Source organism: Pseudomonas sp. GV085 (assembly GCF_003050925.1).
GTDB lineage: Bacteria > Pseudomonadota > Gammaproteobacteria > Pseudomonadales > Pseudomonadaceae > Aquipseudomonas.
Genome location: NZ_QAOV01000001.1, coordinates 353,505 through 378,970, shown reverse-complemented (window position 1 = coordinate 378,970; position 25,466 = coordinate 353,505). Strand labels below are relative to the sequence as shown.

General features: G+C 59.4%; 24 protein-coding genes and 1 tRNA gene. 12 read left to right on the top strand and 13 right to left on the bottom strand.

Going from position 1 to position 25,466, the window contains the following annotated elements:
• The first annotated feature begins 468 nt into the window (after positions 1 to 468).
• The 12 genes from arcD (at position 469) to C8K63_RS01690 (ending at position 15,014) form a co-directional block, all read left to right on the top strand.
• On the top strand, positions 469 to 1,896 hold the full coding sequence (arcD, locus tag C8K63_RS01750) for an arginine-ornithine antiporter (protein WP_108215113.1): 1,428 nt from the start codon (positions 469 to 471) through the stop codon (positions 1,894 to 1,896).
• 33 nt (positions 1,897 to 1,929) lie between these two features.
• On the top strand, positions 1,930 to 3,186 hold the full coding sequence (arcA, locus tag C8K63_RS01745) for an arginine deiminase (protein WP_108215112.1): 1,257 nt from the start codon (positions 1,930 to 1,932) through the stop codon (positions 3,184 to 3,186).
• Between the two features lie 24 nt (positions 3,187 to 3,210).
• Positions 3,211 to 4,221, top strand: coding sequence for an ornithine carbamoyltransferase (locus tag C8K63_RS01740; RefSeq protein ID WP_108215111.1), 1,011 nt, complete (start codon positions 3,211 to 3,213; stop codon positions 4,219 to 4,221).
• Between the two features lie 151 nt (positions 4,222 to 4,372).
• Positions 4,373 to 5,302 carry a carbamate kinase gene (gene arcC / locus C8K63_RS01735; protein ID WP_108215110.1) on the top strand — a complete coding sequence of 310 codons (930 nt, stop codon included), beginning with the start codon at positions 4,373 to 4,375 and terminating at the stop codon, positions 5,300 to 5,302.
• A gap of 12 nt (positions 5,303 to 5,314) precedes the next feature.
• Positions 5,315 to 5,677, top strand: a complete 363-nt coding sequence (locus C8K63_RS01730) for a DUF5064 family protein (protein ID WP_108215109.1) — start codon at positions 5,315 to 5,317, stop codon at positions 5,675 to 5,677.
• A 199-nt stretch (positions 5,678 to 5,876) separates the two neighbouring features.
• Entirely contained in the window at positions 5,877 to 7,385 is a 1,509-nt protein-coding gene (locus C8K63_RS01725; protein ID WP_108215108.1) for a sigma-54-dependent transcriptional regulator, read from the top strand.
• Positions 7,386 to 7,840: 455 nt separating this feature from the next.
• Positions 7,841 to 8,224, top strand: a complete 384-nt coding sequence (gcvH, locus tag C8K63_RS01720; RefSeq protein WP_008047373.1) for a glycine cleavage system protein GcvH — start codon at positions 7,841 to 7,843, stop codon at positions 8,222 to 8,224.
• A gap of 11 nt (positions 8,225 to 8,235) precedes the next feature.
• Complete coding sequence (gcvP, locus tag C8K63_RS01715; RefSeq protein WP_108215107.1) at positions 8,236 to 11,088, top strand: aminomethyl-transferring glycine dehydrogenase; 2,853 nt, start codon at positions 8,236 to 8,238, stop codon at positions 11,086 to 11,088.
• 187 nt (positions 11,089 to 11,275) lie between these two features.
• A complete protein-coding gene (locus C8K63_RS01705; RefSeq protein WP_108215106.1) occupies positions 11,276 to 12,652 on the top strand; it encodes an L-serine ammonia-lyase in 1,377 nt (458 codons plus the stop codon).
• 36 nt (positions 12,653 to 12,688) lie between these two features.
• The gene (gene gcvT / locus C8K63_RS01700) at positions 12,689 to 13,813 is read left to right on the top strand and encodes a glycine cleavage system aminomethyltransferase GcvT (protein WP_108215105.1); all 1,125 of its coding nucleotides are present in this window, start codon (positions 12,689 to 12,691) and stop codon (positions 13,811 to 13,813) included.
• Between the two features lie 404 nt (positions 13,814 to 14,217).
• Entirely contained in the window at positions 14,218 to 14,430 is a 213-nt protein-coding gene (locus tag C8K63_RS01695) for a cold-shock protein (RefSeq protein ID WP_007977299.1), read from the top strand.
• A 95-nt stretch (positions 14,431 to 14,525) separates the two neighbouring features.
• Entirely contained in the window at positions 14,526 to 15,014 is a 489-nt protein-coding gene (locus tag C8K63_RS01690; protein WP_108215104.1) for an RDD family protein, read from the top strand.
• Positions 15,015 to 15,150: 136 nt separating this feature from the next.
• Here the strand turns inward: C8K63_RS01690 and nadA are convergent, their stop codons facing one another.
• The 13 genes from nadA to ruvA all read right to left on the bottom strand — a co-directional run bounded on the left by nadA (position 15,151) and on the right by ruvA (position 25,365).
• A complete protein-coding gene (gene nadA / locus C8K63_RS01685) occupies positions 15,151 to 16,209 on the bottom strand; it encodes a quinolinate synthase NadA (RefSeq protein ID WP_095942772.1) in 1,059 nt (352 codons plus the stop codon).
• A gap of 270 nt (positions 16,210 to 16,479) precedes the next feature.
• Positions 16,480 to 16,555 (bottom strand) — tRNA-Lys (locus C8K63_RS01680).
• 63 nt (positions 16,556 to 16,618) lie between these two features.
• Positions 16,619 to 17,314 (bottom strand): 7-cyano-7-deazaguanine synthase QueC, encoded by a 696-nt coding sequence (queC, locus tag C8K63_RS01675; protein WP_108215103.1) that lies wholly within the window; start codon positions 17,312 to 17,314, stop codon positions 16,619 to 16,621.
• Position 17,315: 1 nt separating this feature from the next.
• Complete coding sequence (gene queE, locus C8K63_RS01670; RefSeq protein WP_108215102.1) at positions 17,316 to 17,963, bottom strand: 7-carboxy-7-deazaguanine synthase QueE; 648 nt, start codon at positions 17,961 to 17,963, stop codon at positions 17,316 to 17,318.
• Between the two features lie 166 nt (positions 17,964 to 18,129).
• On the bottom strand, positions 18,130 to 18,969 hold the full coding sequence (gene ybgF, locus C8K63_RS01665) for a tol-pal system protein YbgF (RefSeq protein ID WP_108215101.1): 840 nt from the start codon (positions 18,967 to 18,969) through the stop codon (positions 18,130 to 18,132).
• A gap of 6 nt (positions 18,970 to 18,975) precedes the next feature.
• Positions 18,976 to 19,473, bottom strand: coding sequence for a peptidoglycan-associated lipoprotein Pal (gene pal / locus C8K63_RS01660; RefSeq protein WP_003178634.1), 498 nt, complete (start codon positions 19,471 to 19,473; stop codon positions 18,976 to 18,978).
• A 52-nt stretch (positions 19,474 to 19,525) separates the two neighbouring features.
• Positions 19,526 to 20,806: a Tol-Pal system beta propeller repeat protein TolB gene (gene tolB, locus C8K63_RS01655; RefSeq protein WP_177413217.1), complete on the bottom strand. Its 1,281-nt coding sequence runs from the start codon at positions 20,804 to 20,806 to the stop codon at positions 19,526 to 19,528.
• 17 nt (positions 20,807 to 20,823) lie between these two features.
• Positions 20,824 to 21,939 carry a cell envelope integrity protein TolA gene (gene tolA, locus C8K63_RS01650; RefSeq protein WP_108215099.1) on the bottom strand — a complete coding sequence of 372 codons (1,116 nt, stop codon included), beginning with the start codon at positions 21,937 to 21,939 and terminating at the stop codon, positions 20,824 to 20,826.
• Positions 21,939 to 22,391, bottom strand: a complete 453-nt coding sequence (tolR, locus tag C8K63_RS01645) for a protein TolR (RefSeq protein ID WP_162135951.1) — start codon at positions 22,389 to 22,391, stop codon at positions 21,939 to 21,941. Before tolR ends, tolA begins: the two co-directional genes overlap by 1 nt.
• A 23-nt stretch (positions 22,392 to 22,414) precedes the next feature.
• Entirely contained in the window at positions 22,415 to 23,110 is a 696-nt protein-coding gene (gene tolQ, locus C8K63_RS01640; RefSeq protein WP_007897030.1) for a protein TolQ, read from the bottom strand.
• Positions 23,100 to 23,567, bottom strand: coding sequence for a tol-pal system-associated acyl-CoA thioesterase (gene ybgC, locus C8K63_RS01635; RefSeq protein WP_007990726.1), 468 nt, complete (start codon positions 23,565 to 23,567; stop codon positions 23,100 to 23,102). The genes tolQ and ybgC overlap by 11 nt, the downstream gene beginning before the upstream one ends.
• A gap of 127 nt (positions 23,568 to 23,694) precedes the next feature.
• A complete protein-coding gene (gene ruvB, locus C8K63_RS01630) occupies positions 23,695 to 24,756 on the bottom strand; it encodes a Holliday junction branch migration DNA helicase RuvB (protein WP_108215098.1) in 1,062 nt (353 codons plus the stop codon).
• Positions 24,757 to 25,365, bottom strand: a complete 609-nt coding sequence (gene ruvA / locus C8K63_RS01625; RefSeq protein WP_008052450.1) for a Holliday junction branch migration protein RuvA — start codon at positions 25,363 to 25,365, stop codon at positions 24,757 to 24,759.
• Positions 25,366 to 25,466: the final 101 nt, after the last annotated feature.

The following is a 25,466-nucleotide window of genomic DNA, read 5'->3' as shown; positions in this document are numbered from 1 at the left end:
AGACGAAGCTTGTTCGGTGATTGCGACATCGCTGCATCTCCATTTTTGGGGGCGGCAACTGCCGCGAAGTCGTCACATAACGGGCGTCAACTAAACTGATGAAGAGTAATAACGTTTATTGGATAACGCCAACAAACCTCTTTTTTACTTGCACAAAATGGCTTTTTTACACCGTTATAATCATTTGTTTTATACGTTTTTTTAATACATCAATTCAGTACAAAAAATGCATGAATAAAATTTGCAGATTTTGAAAAACCAACTAGCGTCATAATTCGAAACAAATGCTAAAAAGTTCTTAAAGAATCTGCAAAAGCCTCTAGGACAGGCGTTACAGGCAGCCGCCTTGTAAATGATGGCACTCCGCCAACAACCCGGGAACGCTTTCATTTAGTGATCTAAGTCAGCTGATTGGATAGCCAACAGAATTAGTCTGTTGCCTCTCTTCTCCTGCATTGGAGTCATGCAATGTCTGAAGCTCCCGGAAAACTGAAACTCGGCGCGCTGGTTGCGTTAGTCGTGGGTTCGATGATTGGTGGCGGGATCTTTTCCTTGCCACAAAACATGGCCGCCAGTGCCGATGTCGGCGCCATTCTGATCGGTTGGGCAATCACCGCCGTCGGCATGCTCACCCTGGCGTTCGTGTTCCAGACCCTGGCCAACCGCAAACCCGATCTTGATGGCGGGGTTTACGCCTACGCCAAGGCCGGTTTCGGCGACTACATGGGCTTCTCGTCCGCCTGGGGGTACTGGATCAGTGCCTGGCTGGGCAACGTCGGTTACTTCGTCTTGCTGTTCAGCACGCTCGGCTACTTCTTTCCGCTATTTGGGGAGGGCAATACCCCTGCTGCCGTGATCGGCGCCTCGGTACTGCTCTGGGCCGTACATTTCCTCGTACTGCGAGGAATAAAGGAAGCAGCGTTCATCAACCTCGTGACCACCGTCGCCAAGATCGTGCCGCTGCTGCTGTTCATGTTGATTGCGTTGTTCGCCTTCAAACTGGACATCTTCACCGCCGACATCTGGGGCCTGAAGAACCCGGACCTGGGCAGCGTGATGGACCAGGTGCGCAAAATGATGCTGGTCACCGTGTGGGTGTTCATCGGCATCGAAGGCGCGAGCATCTTTTCGGCCCGGGCGGAAAAGCGCAGCGATGTGGGTAAGGCCACCGTGATCGGCTTTGTCACCGTGCTGCTGTTTTTAGTGCTGGTGAATGTGCTGTCGCTGGGGATCATGACCCAGCCGGAGCTGGCCAAACTGCAGAACCCGTCGATGGCCGCCGTGCTGGAGCACGTGGTCGGTCACTGGGGCGCGGTGCTGATCAGCGTCGGTTTGATCATCTCGTTGCTGGGGGCGTTGCTGTCGTGGGTGCTGCTGTGCGCGGAGATCATGTTCGCCGCCGCCAGGGACCACACCATGCCGGCGTTTTTGCGCAAGGAAAACGCCAACCATGTACCGGTCAACGCCCTGTGGCTGACCAACGCCATGGTCCAGGTTTTCCTGATCATCACGCTGTTCTCGGCCAGCACTTACCTGTCGCTGATCTACCTCGCCACCTCGATGATCCTGGTGCCGTACCTGTGGTCGGCGGCCTACGCGTTGCTGTTGGCGGTGCGCGGCGAAAGCTACGAAGGCGCGGCGGGCGAACGGCAGAAGGATCTGATCATCGGCGCCGTGGCCCTGATCTACGCGATCTGGCTGCTGTACGCCGGCGGCATCAAGTACCTGCTGCTGTCCGCCCTGCTCTACGCCCCCGGCGTGATCCTGTTCGCCAAGGCCAAGCTGGAAATCGACAAAGCGGTTTTCACCAACGTCGAGAAACTGATTTTCGCTGCGGTGGTCGTGGGCGCCGTGGTGGCGGCCTACGGTCTCTATGACGGTTTCCTGACTCTTTAACTCCCTTGTTTTGTCATCTGGAGGATCACTGTAATGACCACGGAAAAAGTTAAGTACGGCGTCCATTCCGAAGCCGGCAAACTGCGCAAAGTCATGGTTTGCTCCCCAGGCCTGGCCCATCAGCGGCTGACCCCGAACAACTGCGACGAACTGCTGTTCGATGATGTGCTGTGGGTGGCCCAGGCCAAGCGCGACCACTTCGACTTCGTCACCAAGATGCGCGAACGCAACATCGATGTGCTGGAAATGCACAACCTGCTGACGGACATCGTCGCCATCCCCGAAGCCCTGGACTGGATCCTGGAACGCAAGGTCACCGCCAACTCGGTGGGCCTGGGCCTGATCAACGAAACCGCCTCGTGGCTGCGCAGCCTGCAGCCGCGCAAGATCGCCGAGTTCCTGATTGGCGGCGTATCGGGCGACGATTTGCCCACCAGTTTCGGCGGCAAGGCCATCGAGATGTTCCGCGACTTCCTCGGCAACTCCAGCTTCATCCTGCCGCCGCTGCCCAACACCCAGTTCACCCGCGATACCACCTGCTGGATCTACGGTGGCGTCACCCTCAACCCGATGTACTGGCCGGCGCGCCGTCAGGAAACCCTGCTGACCACCGCCATCTACAAATTCCACCCCGAGTTCACCAACGCCGACTTCCAGATCTGGTACGGCGACCCGGACAAGGACCATGGCAACTCCACCCTTGAGGGCGGTGATGTGATGCCGATCGGCAACGGCGTGGTGTTGATCGGCATGGGCGAACGCTCGTCGCGGCAGGCCATTGCGCAACTGGCGGTGAACCTGTTCAAAAACAAGGCCGTCGAGAAAGTCATCGTCGCCGGCCTGCCGAAATCCCGCGCGGCGATGCACCTGGACACCGTGTTCAGCTTCTGCGATCGCGACCTCGTCACGATCTTCCCGGAAGTGGTGAACCAGATTGTCGCCTTCACCCTGCGCCCCGATGAAAGCAAGGCGGGCGGCATCGACATCCGCCGCGAAGAAACCAACTTCCTCGACACCGTGGCTCAGGCCCTCAACCTCAAAGCGTTGCGCGTGGTGGAAACCGGCGGCAACAGCTTCGCCGCCGAACGCGAGCAATGGGACGACGGCAATAACGTGGTGGCCGTGGAGCCAGGCGTGGTCATCGGCTACGACCGCAATACTTACACCAACACCCTGCTGCGCAAGGCCGGGGTGGAAGTCATCACCATCAGCGCCGGCGAACTCGGTCGCGGCCGGGGCGGCGGTCATTGCATGACCTGCCCGATCATCCGCGATCCGATTGACTACTAACCTGTTCACCTTAGGAGATCCAAAATGGCGTTCAATATCCATAACCGCAATCTGCTGAGCCTGGAACACCACACCCCTCGCGAATTGCGCTACCTGCTCGACCTGTCCCGCGACCTCAAGCGTGCCAAGTACACCGGCACCGAACAGCAGCATCTCAAGGGCAACAACATCGCGCTGATCTTCGAAAAGACCTCGACCCGCACCCGCTGTGCGTTCGAAGTTGCAGCCTATGACCAGGGCGCCAACGTTACCTACATCGACCCGAACTCCTCGCAGATCGGCCACAAGGAAAGCATGAAGGACACCGCCCGTGTGCTCGGGCGCATGTACGATGCCATCGAATACCGTGGCTTCAAGCAGGAAATCGTCGAGGAACTGGCCAAGTTCGCCGGTGTGCCGGTGTTCAACGGCCTGACCGACGAATACCACCCAACGCAAATGATCGCCGACGTGCTGACCATGCGTGAGCACGCCGACAAGCCGATCCACGAAATCAGCTACGCCTACCTCGGCGATGCGCGTAACAACATGGGCAACTCGCTGCTGCTGATCGGCGCCAAACTCGGCATGGACGTGCGCATCTGCGCGCCGAAAGCCCTGTGGCCAGCGGACGACCTGGTGGCTCGCTGCAAGCAATACGCAGAAGAAAGCGGCGCGCGCATCACCCTCACCGAAGACCCGAAAGCGGCGGTCAAGGGCGTGGACTTCATCCACACCGACGTCTGGGTGTCGATGGGCGAACCGGTCGAAGCCTGGGCCGAGCGCATCCAGCAATTGCTGCCGTATCAGGTCAACGCCGAACTGATGAAAGCCACCGGCAACCCGCGCACCAAGTTCATGCACTGCCTGCCGGCGTTCCACAACTGCGACACCAAGATCGGCAAGCAGATTGCCGAACAGTACCCGCACCTGAGCAACGGCATCGAAGTGACCGATGACGTGTTCGAGTCGCCGGCCTGCATCGCCTTCGAGCAAGCGGAAAACCGCATGCACACCATCAAGGCGATTCTGGTGTCGACGTTGGCTGACCTATAAGACCGGCACCGGTCAATGTAGGAGCGAGCCTGCTCGCGATAGCGGTCTGACATTCAATATTAATGTCGACTGATGCTGCGCAATCGCGAGCAGGCTCACTCCTACAATTGACCGAGTCGTTTGCCTTTCCTCTGTTTAGAAGGACTGCACCATGCGTATCGTCGTTGCTCTGGGCGGTAATGCCCTGCTCCGCCGGGGTGAACCGATGACCGCTGACAACCAGCGCGCCAACATCCGGATCGCCACCGAACAGATCGCCAGGATCCATCCCGGCAACCAACTGGTCATCGCCCACGGCAATGGCCCGCAGGTCGGCCTGCTGTCATTGCAGGCGGCGGCCTACACCTCGGTTTCACCCTATCCGCTGGACGTGCTCGGTGCCGAGACCGAAGGCATGATCGGCTACATCATCGAACAGGAACTGGGCAACCTGCTGGACTTCGAAGTGCCCTTTGCGACCCTGCTGACCCAGGTCGAAGTCGATGCCAATGACCCGGCCTTCAAGAACCCGAGCAAACCCATCGGCCCGGTCTATACCAAGGATGAGGCTGAAGCACTGGCCGCCGAAAAAGGCTGGGCCATTGCCCCGGACGGCGACAAATACCGCCGCGTGGTCGCCAGCCCGAAACCGAAACGCATCTTCGAAATCCGTCCGATCAAATGGCTGCTGGAAAAAAGCAGCATCGTGATCTGCGCCGGTGGCGGCGGCATTCCGACCATGTATACCTCGCCCGGCAAACTCGAAGGCGTCGAAGCGGTCATCGACAAAGACCTGTGCTCGGCACTGCTGGCCGAACAGCTTGAAGCCGATCTGCTGGTGATCGCCACCGACGTCAACGCCGCGTTCATCGACTTTGGCAAACCCACGCAAAAAGCCATCGCCCAGGCCCACCCCGACGAAATGGAAAAACTCGGCTTCGCCGCCGGTTCCATGGGACCGAAGGTGCAGGCAGCCTGCGAATTCGCGCGCCATACTGGAAAAGTCGCAGTGATCGGTTCGCTCGCGGACATCGAAGCAATTGTCCAGGGCACCGCCGGTACACGCATCAGTACGGCAACACCAGGCATTACCTACTTGTAAGGAGAGACGTCTATGGCACAGTTTGAGCCAGGTCACTTGCACATCGAACGACATGCGCTGACCCCGGATGATGTCAGCTACAACGTGCACCTCGACTATGAAGTCAGCAAGAATGCCAAAGGGGAAAAAGGCATCCAGTTCACTATGCATGGCAGCATTCAGGGCAAGGAGATGTCAGAGCCCTTCTTCCTGCCCAAGGAGGAGGCCTACAACTTCGCCAGCAACGTGACGAAAATCGCCGAGAAGTACGGGATTCCGAAGACGCACAGCCAGATCGGATCGGTCCACAAACATTACGATTTGATGTTTGAAGACATCCGGCAGCAGTTGAATATGAAATCAGGCGACCCGGTAAACCCCGAACACTTCGAATAACCTAGTCTCCCTGTAGGAGCGAGCCTGCTCGCGAAGGCGGAGTGTCAGCCAATATCTTTGTGACTGATACCTCGCTTTCGCGAGCAGGCTCACTCCTACAAAGATCAATGTCGCCCTGAATATCGGCGGCACATTTCACCATTAGCCCGCCCCAAGGCATACTTGCCACCCTTCGCACTGCAGAACCCAAGACCGCCCCATGCGTATCCACGTCAGCTTCATCGACCGCGTCGGTATCACCCAGGAAGTCCTGGCCCTTCTCGGTGGGCGCAATCTGAACCTGGATGCGGTGGAAATGGTCCCGCCCAATGTTTATATCGACGCCCCGACCCTGAGCCCGCAAGTGCTCGAGGAGCTGCGCGATGCCCTGTTCAGCGTGCGTGGCGTGCAAGCGGTGACGGTGGTCGACATCCTGCCCGGCCAGCGCCGGCACTTGCAGCTCGACGCCTTGCTGGCCGCCATGACCGACCCGGTGCTGGCACTGGACAGCGACGGCAAGGTGCTGCTGGCCAACCCGGCCCTGATCGCCCTGTACGGCCGCGAACCGAACGGTGAAAGCGTGGGCGAGCTGTTTTCCGACCCGGCCTTGCTCGACGCCCTGCTTGAACAGGGCTTTCGCCTGCCGCTGCGGGAAATCACCGTCAACGGCCAGACCCTGTTGCTCGACGCCACTCCGATCACCGACGCCGGCGCCCTGCTGACCCTGTATCAACCGAACCGCATCGGCGAACGCCTTTCCGCGCTGCACCATGACCACGCCGAAGGTTTCGACGCACTGCTCGGCGAGTCCCCGGTGATCCGCACCCTCAAGGCACGCGCCCAGCGGGTTGCGGCCCTCGATGCACCGCTGTTGATCCAGGGCGAAACCGGCACCGGCAAGGAACTGGTGGCCCGGGCCTGCCACGCCATCAGCGCCCGGTACAGTTCACCGTTTCTGGCGCTGAACTGCGCGGCATTGCCGGAGAACCTCGCCGAAAGCGAGCTGTTCGGCTACGCCCCCGGCGCCTTCACCGGCGCGCAGCGGGGCGGTAAGCCAGGACTGATGGAACTGGCCAACCAGGGCACGGTGTTTCTCGATGAAATCGGCGAGATGTCGCCGTATTTGCAGGCCAAATTGCTGCGTTTCCTCAACGACGGCAGTTTTCGCCGGGTCGGCGGTGACCGTGAGGTCAAGGTCAACGTACGGATCCTCAGCGCGACCCACCGCGACCTGGAAAAAATGGTCGGCGAAGGTTTGTTCCGCGAAGACCTGTTCTATCGCCTCAACGTCCTCAATGTTGAAGTGCCACCCCTGCGCGAGCGTGGCCAGGACATCCTGCTGCTGGCCCGCTACTTTATGCAGCAGGCCTGTGCACAGATCCAGCGACCGGTCTGTCGCCTGGCACCGGGCACTTACCCGGCACTGCTGGGCAACCGCTGGCCGGGCAACGTGCGGCAATTGCAGAACGTGATCTTCCGTGCCGCGGCGATCTGCGAAAGCAGCCTGGTGGACATCGGCGACCTCGATATCGCCGGCACCTCGGTGGCCCGCCAGGGCGACCATGACGTCGACAGCCTGGAACAGGCCATGGACGAATTCGAGAAAACCCTGCTGGAAAAACTCTACGTCAGCTATCCCTCGACCCGGCAACTGGCGACCCGCCTGCAAACCTCCCACACCGCGATTGCCCATCGGTTGCGCAAGTATGGGATTCCGGGCAAGGCTTGAAGCCTTGAGTCCACAGATGGCGGGCTATGTACACCAACCCATGTAGGAGCTGCCGCAGGCTGCGATCTTTTGACTTTGATCTTATGGTGCCTGCGACAAGATCGCAGCCTGCGGCAGCTCCTACGGAACGGGTTGTCAATTCGAAAACTTCTTTACCTGTTTAAAAACGACCTCCATCTGTACTGAAAGCGCTACAGCGGAACGATATCGCTACACCCCTCTCCGATCACGGCTGCACAAGGCTTTGATCCACCTCGGCTTTTATCCTTGACATACGCCGTATCGATTTCGCTACAACGTGTGAATTTCAGCGCTTGTCGAAACAACCTAAATCATTGATCAATAACAATAAAAGCAACGTTGGCCGCGTTCTTGCTATGTACTCCTCATAACCCGGGCATCGCCCAAGCATTCAATCGCGTCCACCAGACGAGTCTGGCCCCTTAGGAGTTTCCATGAGCGAGTTGCGTTTTACTGAAGATCACGAATGGCTGCGCACCGAAGCTGACGGCAGCGTCACAGTCGGCATCACCGCTTTCGCACAGAACGCCCTGGGCGACGTGGTTTTCGTTCAACTGCCTGAGCTGCAGTCCTACGACAAAGGCGCCGAAGCCGCCACCGTGGAATCGGTAAAGGCTGCCAGCGGCGTGTACATGCCGCTGGACGGTGAAGTGCTGGAAGTGAACCCGGCGCTGGACAGCAGCCCTGAACTGGTCAACGAAGATCCTCTGGGCGAAGGCTGGTTCTTCCGCTTCCAGCCAAGCGACGCCTCGGCTGTCGCCCAACTGCTGGATCAGGACGCCTACGACCGCCTGATCAAAGCCCAAGCCGAAGCCTGAGGAGCGCTGACATGACCCAGATCAATCTGACCACCGCCAACGAATTCATCGCCCGTCACATCGGCCCGCGCGCCGGTGACGAGCAAGCCATGCTCAACAGCCTCGGTTTCGACTCCCTGGAAGCCCTGAGCGCCAGCGTGATTCCCGACAGCATCAAGGGCACCAGCGTCCTCGGTCTGGAAGACGGTCTGAGCGAAGCCGACGCCCTGGCCTTGATCAAGTCCATCGCGACTAAAAACCAGCTATTCAAAACCTACATCGGCCAGGGCTACTACGGCACCCACACGCCGTCGCCGATCCTGCGCAACCTGCTGGAAAATCCGGCCTGGTACACCGCCTACACCCCGTACCAGCCAGAAATCTCCCAGGGCCGTCTCGAAGCGCTGCTGAACTTCCAGACCCTGATCAGCGACCTCACCGGCCTGCCGATCGCCAACGCCTCCCTGCTCGACGAAGCCACCGCCGCTGCCGAAGCCATGACCTTCTGCAAACGCCTGAGCAAGAACAAGGGCAGCCACGCCTTCTTCGCCTCCGTGCATTGCCACCCGCAGACCCTCGACGTGCTGCGCACCCGTGCCGAGCCTTTGGGCATCGACGTGGTGGTTGGCGACGAACGCGAGCTGACTGACGTGACGCCGTTCTTCGGCGCGCTGCTGCAATACCCGGCAAGCAACGGTGACGTATTCGATTACCGCGAGCTGACCGAACGCTTCCACGCCGCCAACGCCCTCGTCGCCGTGGCTGCCGACCTGCTGGCCCTGACCGTGCTGACCGCGCCGGGCGAATTCGGTGCCGACGTAGCCATCGGCAGTGCACAACGCTTCGGCGTGCCGTTGGGCTTCGGTGGCCCGCACGCGGCGTACTTCTCCACCAAGGACGCGTTCAAGCGTGACATGCCGGGCCGTCTGGTCGGTGTTTCCGTAGACCGCTTCGGCAACCCGGCCCTGCGCTTGGCCATGCAGACCCGCGAACAACACATCCGTCGCGAGAAAGCCACCAGCAACATCTGCACCGCGCAAGTACTGCTGGCCAACATCGCCAGCATGTATGCCGTGTACCACGGTCCAAAAGGCCTGACGCAGATCGCCAATCGCATCCATCACCTGACTGCAATCCTGGCCAAAGGCTTGAGCGCATTGGGTCTGAACGTCGAGCAAACGAGCTTCTTCGACACCCTGACCGTGAAGACCGGCGCTCAAACCGCGACCCTGCACGACAAGGCACACGCCCAGCGCATCAACCTGCGCGTGGTCGATGGCGAGCGCCTGGGCCTGTCCCTGGACGAAACCACCACTCAGGCCGATGTTGAAACCCTGTGGAGCCTGCTGTCCGACGGCAAGGCCCTGCCGGACTTCGCCGCCCTCGCCGCGTCGGTCGTCAGCACCATCCCGGCCGCGCTGGTGCGTCAGTCGCCGATCCTCAGCCACCCGGTGTTCAACCGCTATCACTCGGAAACCGAGCTGATGCGCTACCTGCGCAAACTGGCGGACAAGGACCTGGCGCTGGACCGCACCATGATCCCGCTGGGTTCGTGCACCATGAAACTCAACGCCGCCAGCGAAATGATCCCGGTGACCTGGGCCGAGTTCGGCGCCCTGCACCCGTTCGCCCCGGCCGAGCAAAGCGCCGGCTACCAGCAATTGACCGACGAGCTGGAAGCCATGCTTTGCGCGGCCACCGGTTATGACTCGGTTTCGCTGCAACCGAACGCCGGTTCCCAGGGTGAGTACGCAGGTCTCTTGGCGATCCGTGCCTACCACCAGAGCCGTGGCGAAGACCGTCGCGACATCTGCCTGATCCCGTCGTCGGCCCACGGCACCAACCCGGCCACCGCCAACATGGCCGGCATGCGCGTGGTCGTGACCGCGTGCGATGCCCGTGGCAACGTCGATATCGAAGACCTGCGCGCCAAGGCCATCGAGCACCGCGAACACCTCGCCGCGCTGATGATCACCTACCCGTCCACCCACGGTGTGTTCGAAGAAGGCATCCGCGAAATCTGCGGCATCGTTCATGACAACGGCGGCCAGGTGTACATCGACGGCGCCAACATGAACGCCATGGTCGGCCTCTGCGCGCCGGGCAAGTTCGGCGGCGACGTGTCGCACCTGAACCTGCACAAGACCTTCTGCATCCCCCACGGCGGTGGCGGCCCGGGCGTCGGCCCGATCGGCGTGAAATCACACCTGGCGCCATTCCTGCCGGGCCACGCACAGATGGAGCGCAAGGAAGGCGCCGTTTGCGCGGCACCGTTCGGCAGCGCGAGCATTCTGCCGATCACCTGGATGTACATTCGCATGATGGGTGGGGCGGGCCTCAAGCGCGCATCGCAACTGGCGATCCTCAATGCCAACTACATCTCCCGTCGCCTCGAAGAGCACTATCCAGTGCTGTACACCGGCAGCAACGGCCTGGTGGCGCACGAGTGCATCCTTGATCTGCGCCCACTGAAAGACAGCAGCGGCATCAGCGTCGATGACGTCGCCAAGCGCCTGATCGACTTCGGCTTCCACGCGCCGACCATGTCGTTCCCGGTGGCCGGCACACTGATGATCGAGCCGACCGAAAGCGAGTCAAAGGAAGAACTGGACCGCTTCTGCGACGCCATGATCCGCATCCGCGAAGAAATCCGCGCGGTGGAAAACGGCACCCTGGACAAGGACGACAACCCGCTGAAAAACGCGCCGCACACCGCCAAGGAGCTGGTCGGCGAGTGGTCGCACCCGTACAGCCGCGAGCAAGCGGTGTACCCGGTTGCGTCGCTGATCGAAGGCAAGTACTGGCCGCCGGTCGGTCGTGTCGACAACGTGTTTGGCGACCGCAACCTGGTCTGCGCCTGCCCGTCGATCGAAAGCTACGCTTAAACCAATGAGGGGGCGGATTTACTCGCCCCCACTTTCAGAAACACCGCAATACCCTGTAGGAGCTGCCGCAGGCTGCGATCTTTTGATCTTGATCTTGAAAAACAGGATCAAAAGATCGCAGCCTGCGGCAGCTCCTACGCACAGCATCTCCCGTGATACGCCTATAACAAGAAACCGGAGAACCACCATGTCGTTAAGCGTGTTCGACCTGTTCAAGATTGGCATCGGCCCCTCCAGCTCTCACACCGTCGGCCCGATGCGCGCCGCTGCGCGTTTCGTCGAAGGCCTGCGCCGTGAAGGTCTGCTGCCGGCCACCACCTGCGTCAAGGTCGAGCTGTACGGCTCGCTCGGCGCCACTGGCAAAGGCCACGGCAGTGACAAGGCTGTGCTGCTGGGCCTGGAAGGCGAGCACCCGGACACCGTGGATACGGAAACCGTCGCCGCACGCCTGCAAGAAATCCGCAGCAACGGACGCTTGAACCTGCTCGGTGAACACAGCATTGCGTTCAACGAGAAAGAACACCTGGCGATGATTCGCAAACCGTTGGCCTATCACCCCAACGGCATGATTTTCCGCGCCTTCGACGCAGCGGGCCTGCAGATCCGCAGCCGCGAGTACTACTCGGTCGGCGGCGGTTTTGTGGTCGATGAGGACGCCGCCGGTGCCGACCGCATCGTCGAAGACGCCACGCCCCTGACCTTTCCGTTCAAAAGCGCCAAGGATCTTCTCGGTCATTGCGTCAAATACGGGCTGTCGATCAGCCAGGTGATGCTGACCAACGAAAGCGCCTGGCGTCCGGAAGCGGAAACCCGCGCAGGCCTGCTGAAAATCTGGCAAGTGATGCAGGACTGCGTCGCCGCCGGATGCCGCAATGAAGGCATCCTGCCTGGCGGGCTGAAGGTCAAACGCCGGGCCGCCGCGCTGCATCGGCAATTGTGCAAGAACCCGGAATCGTCTTTGCGCGACCCGCTGTCGGTGCTGGACTGGGTCAATCTCTACGCCCTGGCGGTCAACGAGGAGAACGCCAACGGCGGGCGCGTCGTGACCGCGCCCACCAACGGTGCGGCGGGGATCATTCCGGCAGTGCTGCATTACTACATGCGTTTCATCCCGGGCTCGAATGACGACGGCGTCGTGCGTTTTCTGCTCACTGCCGCAGCCATCGGCATTCTGTACAAGGAAAACGCCTCGATCTCCGGCGCCGAAGTCGGCTGCCAGGGCGAAGTCGGCGTCGCCTGCTCGATGGCCGCCGGGGCCTTGTGCGAAGTGCTTGGCGGCACCGTGCAACAAGTGGAGAACGCCGCGGAAATCGGCATGGAACACAACCTCGGGCTGACCTGCGACCCGATTGGCGGGCTGGTGCAAGTGCCTTGCATCGAGCGCAACGCCATGGGCTCGGTCAAGGCCATCAATGCCGTGCGCATGGCCATGCGCGGCGACGGGCAACACTTTGTCTCCCTCGACAAGGTCATCCGTACCATGCGCCAGACCGGCGCCGACATGAAAAGCAAATACAAGGAAACCGCCCGTGGCGGTTTGGCGGTCAACATTATCGAGTGCTGATGCGCGCTCATCTGCACCCATCTTCAGGAGCTGAATATGTCCACCGAACAACTGTTGAAAACCCCGTTGCACGCCCTGCACATCGAACTCGGCGCGCGCATGGTGCCGTTCGCCGGCTACGACATGCCCGTGCAATACCCGCTGGGCGTGATGAAAGAACACCAGCACACCCGCGACCAGGCCGGGCTGTTCGATGTCTCGCACATGGGCCAGATCCGCCTGACCGGCGCCAATGCCGCCAAGGCCCTGGAAACCCTGGTGCCGGTGGACATCATCGACCTGCCGGTGGGCATGCAGCGCTATGCCATGTTCACCAATGCGACCGGCGGCATCCTCGACGACCTGATGGTCGCCAACCTGGGTAACGACGAACTGTTCCTGGTGGTCAACGCCGCGTGCAAGGATCAGGACCTGGCACACCTGCGCCAGCACATTGGCGACCAGTGCACGATCGAACCGCTGTTCGAAGAACGCGCCCTGCTCGCCCTGCAAGGCCCGGCCGCCGTCACCGTACTGGCACGTCTGGCGCCTACAGTTGCGAAGATGACCTTCATGCAGTTCGCCCGCGTGAAGCTGGTGGGCGTGGACTGCTTTGTCAGCCGCTCGGGTTACACCGGTGAAGACGGTTTCGAAATTTCCGTACCCGCCGCCAATGCCGAAGCCCTGGCTCGCGCCCTGCTGGCCGAACCGGAAGTGGCCGCCATCGGTCTTGGCGCCCGCGATTCCCTGCGCCTGGAAGCCGGCCTGTGCCTGTACGGCCACGACATGAACACCGACACCACCCCGATCGAAGCAAGCCTGCTGTGGGCGATCTCCAAGCCACGTCGCGCCGATGGCGCACGGGCCGGCGGCTTCCCTGGCGCCGATACCGTATTCACCCAGCAACAGGCAGGCGTGAACCGTAAACGTGTAGGCCTGCTACCCCAGGAACGCACACCCGTGCGCGAAGGTGCCGAGATCGTCAACGAAGCTGGCGATATCATCGGTAGCGTCTGCAGCGGCGGTTTCGGGCCGACCCTGGGCGGTCCGCTGGCCATGGGCTATGTCGACAGCGCCTACATCGCACTGGACACACCGGTTTGGGCGATCGTTCGTGGGAAAAAGGTGCCTTTGCTTGTAAGCAAAATGCCATTTGTTCCACAACGCTACTATCGTGGCTGATAGAATGTTCCTATAAGTAACGCGGTTGCGTTAACTGCGCACTAATGTGTAACGCAACCGCCATAAAATAGTGCATTGTTTGGCTCTTAGCTTCGATTATGAACTTTGCTTATAACGATCGAAAGCAATTGAACAACGCTAGCGTATAAGGCCCCACTAGTGGACGGACTAAATGCCATCAACCTGAGGAAATACGGGGCCTTCACGGGGCTTGTTTTTTCTCCCGTAGTTGGCGTAGAGTTTGTTCACTGTGTTTGCATGGGTCGCTTGGAATCGTGACCTGGGCAGTAGCCTACAAGTTAGCTACATCCCGTTCGACGTCTTCTTACTCTCCTGCAACCAGCCCCAGTACTCTTTCATAAGAAGGAGACTGTCATTAATTTTTGCGTCAAAGGAAATAAGAAATGTCCCAACGTCAGAGCGGTACCGTCAAGTGGTTTAACGACGAGAAAGGTTTTGGTTTTATCACTCCTGAAAGCGGTCCGGATCTGTTCGTGCATTTCCGCGCCATCCAGGGCAACGGCTTCAAGAGCCTGAAAGAAGGCCAGAAAGTGACCTTCATCGCCGTGCAGGGCCAGAAAGGCATGCAGGCTGACGAAGTACAAGCAGAAGCCTAATCTTCTGTAACGAAAAAGCCCCTGATGCTGACATCAGGGGCTTTTTTGTGCGCGTAAATCCGTAAAATGGCTTCTTTTTTCGCCGAGAGCCTGCCATGTCGAAACACCTGCTTACTCCCCAGGGCGACTTTCCTGCCGCTGGCCTGGGTCGTCGCCTGGCAGCCATGTTCTATGATTTCCTGCTGTGCACCGCCCTGCTGATCGTCACCAGCGGCATCTACAAGATGATCCAGATGGCGATCATCGGCGAAGAGAGGATGCGCTCCCTGACCGAAGCGGGCGCGCTGGACGGTGATCCCCTGCTCTCCACAGTCCTGTTGTTCGTACTGTTCGGCTTCTTCGCCAAATTCTGGACCTGGTCTGGTCAGACGCTGGGCATGCAGGTCTGGTGCATCCGGGTACAGAATGCCGACGGATCGTCCATCAGCCTGTGGCAGGCGCTGCTGCGCTTTGTGGTGTCGTTTGCTTCGTTGCTGTGTGTTGGTCTGGGATTCTTCTGGTCGCTGTTCGACAAACAGGAACGCAGCTGGCATGACATGTACTCCAATACCCAGCTTGTGCGGGTTCCGAAAAAAACCAAATAGTTTCCCGACGCAGAAACCACTGTAGGAGCGAGCCTGCTCGCGATGGCGGCGTATCAGTCAACATTGATATGACTGACAGACCGCCATCGCGAGCAGGCTCACTCCTACAGTTTTTATGCAGCGTTCCTGATAGACCTCAGGCGTTACCGGCCAGCTTCATCCGCGCCGCCTGGGTGAAATCGAGCATGCGCTTGAGCGGGCGAATCGCCTGCGGAATCAGCGCCGGGTCGACAAAGATCTCGTTCGACCCTTCCTTCAACGCCTTGAGCGTGCGCTCAAGGGTGTTCATGGCCATCCACGGGCAATGCGCACAACTGCGGCACGCCGCGCCGTTACCTGCCGTCGGGGCTTCGATAAAGACCTTGTCCGGGCACAACTGCTGCATCTTGTAGAAAATGCCGCGGTCGGTCGCCACGATCAGCGTCTTGTTCGGCAGGCTCTGTGCTGCCGCGATCAACTGACTGGTCGAACCCACGGCATCGGCCAGTTCAATCACCGATGTCGGCGACTCCGGGTGCACCAGGATCGCAGCATCCGGGTACAGCGCCTTCATGTCTTCAAGCTGCTTGGACTTGAACTCTTCGTGAACGATGCAGGCACCGTCCCACAGCAGCATGTCGGCACCGGTCTGGCGCTGGATGTAGGTACCCAGGTGCTTGTCCGGGCCCCAGATGATGGTCTCGCCGTTGTCCATCAGGCTTTCAACGATTTCCAGCGCACAGCTTGAAGTCACGACCCAATCCGCTCGGGCCTTTACCGCAGCGGAGGTGTTGGCGTACACCACCACCGTGCGCTCCGGGTGTTGATCGCAGAACGCGGAAAACTCGTCCACCGGGCAGCCCAGGTCGAGCGAACAGGTCGCTTCGAGTGTCGGCATCAGCACGCGTTTTTCCGGGTTGAGAATCTTGGCGGTCTCGCCCATGAACTTCACGCCGGCGACGACCACGGTCTTCGCTGGATGGGCGTTGCCGAAGCGGGCCATCTCCAGCGAGTCGGAGACACAACCGCCCGTCTCTTCGGCCAGCGCCTGAATCACAGGGTCACAATAGAAATGGGCCACCAGCACCGCGTCCTGAGCCTTGAGCTCGGCAGCGATGGCAGCACGGTAATAAGCCTCTTCATCGGCGGTCAGCGGCTTGGGCTGCTTGGCGTCGAGGTGAGCTTGAACCAGAAGGCGTTCGGAAATTTGCGTCATGTTCGCAAGACCTGCAGGCGCATTCGCGCGAAAGTCGAGTATACACCCGGCTCCGGACCCATCGGGGTACCGCCGGGAAAGTGAGTATTGATCAGGCACGGACAGCGTTGAAGCTGCGCAAGGCTACAGAATATCGGAAGGATGCAAAAGGTGATTCTGACCTGCGTCATGCGCAGCAGCCCGCAGCGAAGCGGACTTGAATCGCGGGCAAAAAAAAACCCGGAAATCCTCACTTGCGTGGGCCTTCCGGATTTTCTAAACCGCCAAAAATGGTGGGTCGTGTGGGATTCGAACCTACGACCAATTGGTTAAAAGCCAACTGCTCTACCAACTGAGCTAACGACCCGCTGTGTGGTGGCGCGTATAATACTGATTTTTAAGGACTATTCAACACCTATTTTGAAATAAATCAAAAATAAGGGGTTGGATCGCTGATTCCGGCTGCCGCAAAGCCTTCTGCGCGCAGTCGGCAGCTGTCGCACTTGCCGCACGCACGACCATTATCGTCGGCCTGATAGCAGGAAACGGTCAGTCCGTAGTTCACGCCAAGCTTCACGCCGGCCTGGACGATCTGCGCCTTGCTGAGGTTTTGCAGCGGTGCCTGAATGCGGAAACCATTGCCTTCCACGCCGGCTTTGGTCGCCAGGTTGGCCGTGCGCTCGAACGACTCGATGAACTCGGGACGGCAGTCCGGGTAACCGGAGTAATCTACCGCATTGACGCCGATGAAGATGTCGCGTGCACCGAGCACTTCAGCCCAGCCCAGGGCCAGAGACAGGAACACGGTGTTACGCGCAGGCACGTAAGTCACCGGAATGCCCTCACCCAACTCTTCCGGAATGTCGATGCTGCTGTCGGTCAACGCCGAGCCGCCTATGCCGTTGAGGTTCAGACCGATCACCTTGTGCTCGACCACACCCAGGTCCTGCGCCACACGCTCGGCGGCGTACAGTTCGGCGTGAGAGCGCTGACCGTAGTCGAAGCTCATGGTGTAGCAGCTGTAGCCTTCGGCGCGCGCCATGGCCACGACGGTCGCCGAGTCCAGGCCACCGGACAGCAGGATGACCGCACGTTTTTTTTCAGGAGTGTTCAGTTGTTCAGTCATTTCAGCGCCCCGGCTCGTCATTCCATAGATATTTATGCAGCTGCAATTGCAAACGCACTGGCAGATTGTCCGCCACCACCCAGTCCGCCAGGTCCCGGGCATTGAGATCATGGTGACTTGGCGAGAACAGGACTTCGCCGGCACGCTGATCCAGACCGTATTGGATCAGCTTGGAAACGGACCAGTCATAGTCGTCCCGCGAGCAGATGACAAACTTCACCTGATCGTTGGGCGTGAGCAGCTCAATGTTTTCGTAGCGGTTACGGTGCGCTTCCTTCGAACCCGGGGTTTTCAGGTCGACAACACGACTGACCCGGGAATCTACTGCCGAGATATCAATAGAACCACTGGTTTCCAGTGACACTTCGTAACCGGCGTCACACAGGCGCTTGAGCAAGGGAATGGCGTTGGGTTGCGCCAGGGGCTCGCCGCCCGTGACACAGACGTATCGCGGACGAAAACCGGCGACCTGCTCGAGGATATCGTCGAGGGTGCGGATGGTCCCACCGGTGAACGCGTAGGCGCTGTCGCAGTATTGGCAACGCAACGGACAACCGGTCAGGCGCACAAAAACAGTGGGCAGCCCGGCAGTCCGAGTTTCACCCTGCAACGAGTAGAAAACTTCGGTGATTCTCAATGTGTCTTGCATAGTCGCCACGGGCGTAACAGCTAAACAGGCTGTCCGCCTCCGTCAGGCACTTCAAGGAACCCCGGCAATGCGCAGATCCCAAAAAGCGTGTTTCAGAAAAAGGGTGTGAATTCTAACGAAAAAACCCGCGACAAGCGCGGGTTTCTTCAAAACAGGTCAAGCCGGCTTACATTTTCTGCAGATCGCGCTGGGCCAGTTGAGCGGCGGAAGTGCCCGGATATTGGGACACAACCTGCTGCAGAATACCTTTGACCCGGTCGGTATGACCCAGGCGGCGTTCCACATCAGCAAGCTTGTATAGCGAATCAGGCACTTTGGCGTGTTTCGGATACAGCTGCGAAACCTTGGCAAATGCCTGACCTGCACCTTGCAGATCGCCTTTGGCCAGATTCACTTCACCCAACCAGTACTGGGCATTGCCCGCGTATTGGCTATTCGGGTATTTGCGCAGGAATGCGGCGAAAGCCTGGCTGGCCTTGTCGAAATCCTTGGCCTTGATCAGGTCGAAGGCAGCATCGTAATAGAGCTTTTCCTTCGCTGGATCTGCCGGTTCGCTACCTGCGGCGGGTGCTTGAGCAGCGGCTGCGCCAGCTGCCGCACCTGCGGCTGCGCCGGGGGCATTCAAATCACCACCGGTGGAAGAATTTTGAGGAGTCGCGGCTGGTGCAACGCCGGTTCCTATGCGCCGATCAAGATCCTGGTATCGCTCCAGGTTTTCCTGCTTCATGCGCGCTACATCATTTTGCAGTTCTTCGATCACACCCTGTTGGCGCGAGATCTGTTCCTGCATTTGTTGCAGTTGGTTGAACAGCTGGCCCTGCGCCGAGACAGGAGTCGAAACCCCTCCCCCGGCATAGGCGCCGTTCGTACCGTAACCTGCAGGCGGATAACTGCTCCCGCTATTGTTATAGCCGGAGTTGTCCTCGACCACAGGAACCGCAGCCCACACCGCAAACGGGGCGAGGCTGAGAGCCAAAACAGTTACAGCACGACGGCACGTTCGCATGACGAATTACTTACGCAGTTCGACGCGACGGTTTTGAGCCCAGGACTGCTCGTCGTTGCCGGTAGCAACTGGACGCTCTTCGCCGTAGGAAACCAGTTCCAGCTGAGCTGGGGAAACGCCTTGCAGTACCAGGTAGCGCTGAACGGCTTTCGCACGACGCTCGCCCAGTGCCATGTTGTACTCACGAGTACCACGTTCGTCGGTGTTGCCTTCCAGAACAACGCGAGCGCCGTTTGCTTTCAGGTCTTTGGCGTGAACGTCCAGAGCGCGCATGGCTTCTGGCTTCAGGTCCGAACTGTCGTATTCGAAGTAGAAAGTGGTGATAGCGCGCAGGGCAGCTTCTTCGCTCAGGGAGCCGTCAACTGCACCAGTGTTTGCGCCGTAACCAGCGTTTGGATCTACCGCGCCTTCACCGGCATTGTCGCCGCCTTTGGACGAGCAACCTACAGCTACAGCCATGGCCAGTGCCAGCGCAGCAAATTTACCAAACTTCAGCATTTCCATCGTGAAACTCCTAATGAACCCCAGTGTGTTAAGTAAAACGTATAGCGCCGCGTCAGTTCAGGAAAGGGGACCAGGAAGGTTCTCTGACTTCGCCTTGTGCGGTAGGAAGCGGGAGCCTTACGCGTCCATTGATGGACACGAGCATCAAGACTCCCCGGCCCTGCTGGCGGGTGGCGTAGATTACCATGGTGCCGTTGGGCGCGACAGTGGGCGACTCGTCCAGAGTGCTATCAGTGAGGATCTTTACACTACCGCGTTGCAAATCCTGGGCCGCCACCTTGAAATTGGTGAAGCCATCCTGACGGTGAATCATGACAAGCGTCTTTTCATCAGCCGACAGTTTAGGGTTGGCGTTGTAATTACCGACGAACGTCACACGTTCGGCACCACCGCCACCCGCGCCGGTCTTGTAGATCTGCGGCTTGCCGCCACGGTCGGAAGTGAAGTAGATGGTCGAACCATCCTTGCCCCAGAACGGTTCGGTGTTGATGCCAGGACCATTGGTGACGCGGGTGATCTGACGCGAACCCAGGTTCATCACATAGATGTCCGGGTTGCCGTCTTTGGACAGCACGAACGCAAGGCGATTGCCGTCCGGCGACCAGGCTGGCGCACCGTTCAGGCCTTCGAAGTTGGTGATCTGCTCACGGCGACCGGTGTCGATGTTCTGCATGAAGATGCGTGGACGCTTCTGCTCGAAGGAGACATAAGCGATGCGCTTGCCATCCGGTGCGAAACGCGGCGACAGGATCGGCTCGCGCGATTGCAGCAGGGTCACGGCGCGGGCACCGTCGTAGTCCGAACGTTGCAGGGTGTAACGAGTGTTGTTCTCGGAGAAACGCTCGGCCGTTACGTACAGCAGGCGAGTCGAGAAGGCACCCTTGATACCCGTGAGTTTTTCGAACGACTGGTCGGAGATGTAGTGCGCCATGTCGCGTAACTGATCGACGCCGCCCGACACGCTGCCGGTCAGCACTTGCTGCTCGGTGGCCACATTGAACAGTGCGTATTGCACCTGCAGGCGACCGCCCGCCGGCACAATGCTGCCGACCATGACGTACTGGGCACCCAGCGCCTTGAAGTCACGGAAGATGATTTCGCTGGCCTGGCTCGGCTGGCTGATCATGTTCTGCTTTGGAAGCGGCGAGTAGTAACCCGAGTTGCGCAGGTCGTTACCGATGATTTCCGCCATGTCGTCCGGCAGCACGCTACCACCCTGGAAGCCGAACGGCACAACGGCGATCGGGGTCGCCCGATCGCTGCCGCTGGTAACCAGAATGTTTTTCTCATCTGCCATCGCCATCCCTGCCATGCAGCAGATAACGACCAGCATTCCTCGTAGAAGGTTTCTCACAAGGCTAGATCCTCAGGTGTGAATGTCATCTTGAATGAACGATACGGAGCGAAATCACTCGGCTTCATTCCCTGCATTTCTGTCAAACGTCCAATATTCTTCACCGCTGCAACAGCCGAGGCGTCAAACGGACCGTCGCCACTGGACCTGGACACGCTGACCGAAGTCACCGTACCGTCCGGCAACATGCCGATTTGCAACACGACCGTCATGCCTTTGCGTGCCGAAGGTGGACGAGCCCAGCCTTCCGCTGCACGCGCACGAATCAGGTCATCGAAACTGCCGGCGACTTCGTCGCCCTGCTCATCGGCCAAGGCCTGCTGACGCTGCGGCGTGTCGGAAAGCAAATCTGCCAGGGCCTGGGCCTTTTTGTCTTCGGCGGATTTACGTGCCGCGTCCTGCGATTTCTTCTTCGCAGCATCGGCAGTAGCTTTCTTCTTCGCTTCCTCGGCGACTTTCTTCTTCGCCTCCTCAGCTTCAGCTTTCTTCTTGGCGTCTTCCGCGGCTTTCTTCTTCGCGTCTTCGACGATCTTCTTCTTGGCTTCTTCAGCGGCCGCTTTCTTGGCCTCTTCTTCCGCAGCTTTCTTGGCTTCTTCTTCGGCTTTCTTCTTGGCTATATCAGCCAATTGTTTCTCTTCTGCCTTCTTGGCTTCCGCGGTTTTCTTCGCAGCGTCGGCTTTCTTGGCTTCATCAGCCTTTTTCGCCTCGTCCGCTTTCTTCGCCTCGTCCGCTTTCTTCGCCTCGTCCGCTTTCTTCGCCTCGTCAGCCTTCTTGGCTTCTTCGGCCTTTTGAGCCGCCTCTTCTTTCTTTTGTTCCGCAGCCTTCACCGCTTCCTGCTCGACCTTTTTCTGTTCCATCTGCTCGACTTCGGTCTGACGCGCAGCAGATTTCTGCGCTTCACCGGCAATCTTCTGATTGGTCTGGGTGGTCGCCCGACTTTTCGATTTCAGTTGGTACAAGGTCGCCTGGACAATCGGCTTGGCCGGCGGCAGTTCCGGGGTAAAGGCAAAACTGACGAACAGCATGCCGAACACCAGCACGTGCAAGCCAATCGCCCAGACACTAGGCCAGAAGTAGCTTTCCGAGGCGGACGGCTCTCGCTGTTGCTGCATCAGGGCGCCTCGGTAATCAAGCCAACATTACCGACCCCGGCTTTCTGCAACCCGCCCATGGCCCCCATGACGGAGCCGTAATCGACACTCTTGTCGCCGCGAATGAAGACCTGGGTACGCTTGCCGCCTTCGTTGCCGACGCGAATGATCTTGGTCACCGCGTCAGTCATCTGCGGCAGGGTCATGGCCCGATCCTGCTGCTTTTCGGTGTCGACTTCGCTGCCAAGGTTCCAGTAGTAGGTCTTGTCGGATTTGATGGAAATGGTCAGGACCTGGGTGTTGTTGTCCTGCGGCAAGGCTTCACTGGAAACCTTGGGCAGATCAACTTTCACGCCCTGATTGAGCATCGGTGCGGTCACCATGAAGATGACCAGCAGCACCAACATCACGTCGATGTAAGGCACCACGTTCATCTCGGCGACCGGCTTGCGCTTTTTGCGAGCTCGAGCGATTAAAGCCATTGGAAATTACCTGCTTATTCTTCGCTGGTGTGCACTTTGCGGTGCAGGATCGCCTGGAACTCGTCGGCGAAGGTGTAGTAACGGCCCAGCAGCGTTTCGCTGCGAGCAGCAAAACGGTTGTAAGCGATAACGGCTGGAATGGCAGCGAACAGACCGATCGCCGTGGCGATCAGTGCTTCGGCGATACCCGGAGCCACAGTGGCCAGGGTCGCTTGCTGGGCAGTCGCCAGACCACGGAAGGAGTTCATGATCCCCCAAACGGTACCGAACAGACCGATGTACGGGCTGACGGAACCGACGGTGGCCAGGAAAGGCAGGCTCTGCTCGAGCTTTTCTTCTTCGCGGGAAATGGCGACGCGCATGGCACGGGCCACGCCTTCCATGACCGCTTCCGGATCAACGCCCGACTGCTGGCGCAGACGGGAGAATTCCTTGAAACCGGCACGGAAGATTTGCTCGACGCCCGAGTCAGGGTCCGGGTTGCTGCCAGCCTGACGGTACAGCTTGGACAGGTCGATACCCGACCAGAAGCGCTCTTCAAAGCTCTCCAGGGCACGTCGACCGGCGCGCAGCAGGTTGCTGCGCTGAAAGATCATGATCCACGAGGTCACCGATGCGGCTACCAGGATCAGCATTACCAGTTGCACCACGATACTGGCATTGCTGACCAGGCTCCACATGGAGGAATGGTCGACGACGTTAGCTTCCACGCTTTATCTCCTGCTTTGAGTGTGTACCCGCGCCGCTCACGTCGGCAAAGGCCGCTCGTAGAGCTTCGGGAATGGCCCGGGGTTTCAAACTTTCAGTGCGCACACAGGCCACCAGAAACTGCCCTTCGCAGAGCAGCACATTATCCGTTGCCCGCCTGACCTGCTGCTTGAAGCGCAGGCTGGCACGGTTCAATTCGATTACTTCAGCGCTTACCAGCAGTTCGTCGTCCAGTCGCGCCGGCGCGTGATAGCGAGCTTCGCTGGAATGCACGACGAACAACAGGTCCTCCCCTGCCAGCTGCGATTGGGCAAAGCCCAGATCTCGTAGCCGCTCGGTTCGAGCCCGTTCCATAAACTTGAGGTAATTGACGTAATACACGATGCCCCCCGCATCGGTGTCCTCGTAATAAACGCGACAGCGATGTGCGAAAGGCTCAAGCCCGTTTTGCGCGCGCATACTCTAGTGCTTACTCCTCAGGTTGCCAATCCGGCATGGCAACTGTTTTTCATTGTTCTGCGGCTTTCACGTGAAAGTACGGTCCTGGGACCCTACATTGCCCGAAAAAATCAGTACGCAATGTTAATTAATCGTCAGCGGCATCGAGAAACTCATCTACCACGGGCATTTCGCCCAATCGTGACGGAATGTTTAAACCGAAATGCAGGTAGGCATGCCGCGTCACCACCCGCCCCCGTGGCGTGCGCATGATGTAGCCCTGCTGGATCAGGTAAGGCTCCAGCACGTCTTCAATGGTGTGACGCTCTTCGCTGATGGCGGCGGCCAGGCTGTCGACCCCGACTGGCCCACCGTCGAATTTCTCGATCATGGTCAGCAACAGACGCCGGTCCTGGTGATCGAAGCCACGTTCGTCGACATCCAGCAGGTTCAGCGCCAGGTCGGCAATCGGCTTGGTGATGTGGCCCTTGGCGCGAACTTCGGCGAAGTCGCGCACCCGGCGCAGCAAACGGTTAGCGATTCGTGGAGTGCCACGGGCACGGCGGGCGATTTCGAAAGCACCTTCCGGATCCAGCGGCAAACCAAGGATGCTTGCCGAGCGACTGACAATTGTCGACAGATCGGCGGTGCTGTAGAACTCCAGGCGCTGGACAATCCCGAAACGGTCTCGCAACGGATTGGTCAGCATCCCCGCCCGCGTCGTTGCGCCGACCAGGGTGAACGGCGGCAGATCCAGCTTGATCGAACGCGCGGCCGGGCCCTCACCGATCATGATGTCGAGCTGGAAATCCTCCATGGCCGGGTACAGTACCTCTTCGACAATCGGCGACAACCGATGGATTTCGTCGATAAACAGTACGTCGTGAGGCTCCAGGTTGGTCAGGAGCGCCGCCAGGTCGCCTGGACGCTCCAGCACGGGCCCTGAAGTGCTCTTGATCGACACGCCCATTTCCTGGGCGATGATGTTGGCGAGGGTGGTCTTTCCCAGGCCGGGAGGCCCGAAGATCAGCGTGTGATCCAGGGACTCGTTCCGACCGCGAGCGGCTTGAATGAACAACTCCATCTGCTCGCGAACGGTCGGCTGGCCAATGTATTCAGCCAGGCTGACCGGGCGAATCGCCCGGTCCTGGACTTCTTCGCGCTCACGCGGACTGTGCGTGGCAGCGATCAGACGATCAGCTTCAATCACTTAGATCATTCCCTTCAAGGCGCGGCGGATCATGTCTTCACTGCTCAAATCTTTCTCCTTGATCGCAGACACCGCCTTGCTCGCTTCCTGGGGCTTGTAGCCCAGGGAAATCAAGGCGCTTACGGCGTCAGTCTCGGCAGTGTTCACCGGAGCCGGTCCATCCGGCTGGTTCGGCACCAGGGCGAACATGGCCGGTACGGTTTCCCAGGCCTTGAAGCGATCCTTGAGTTCCACCAGCAAGCGTTCGGCGGTTTTCTTGCCGACGCCCGGGACCTTGGTCAGCGCCGACGTGTCCTGGGACTGTACGCAACGAACCAGTTCGTCGACCTCCAGGCTCGACATCAAGGCCAGCGCCAGTTTCGGCCCGACGCCGTTGAGGCGGATCAATTCGCGGAAAAAGTCGCGCTCACGCTTGCCGACAAAACCATAGAGCAACTGCGCGTCTTCGCGCACGACCAAATGGGTGTGCAAAGTCAGCGGTTCACCGACCGACGGCAAGCGGTAAAGGGTCGTCATGGGCACTTCAAGTTCATAGCCCAAGCCATTTACATCCAGAATCAGATGCGGAGGCTGCTTCTCAGCCAGGGTGCCGCGCAAACGTCCAATCACGTTACAAATCCTTGAGCGTTGGCCAGCTCTGGGCCAGCGACTGATAGAGCGAGGGAATGCCGCCGACAACCCAGGCGAAACGCCCCCCACTCCATGAAAAT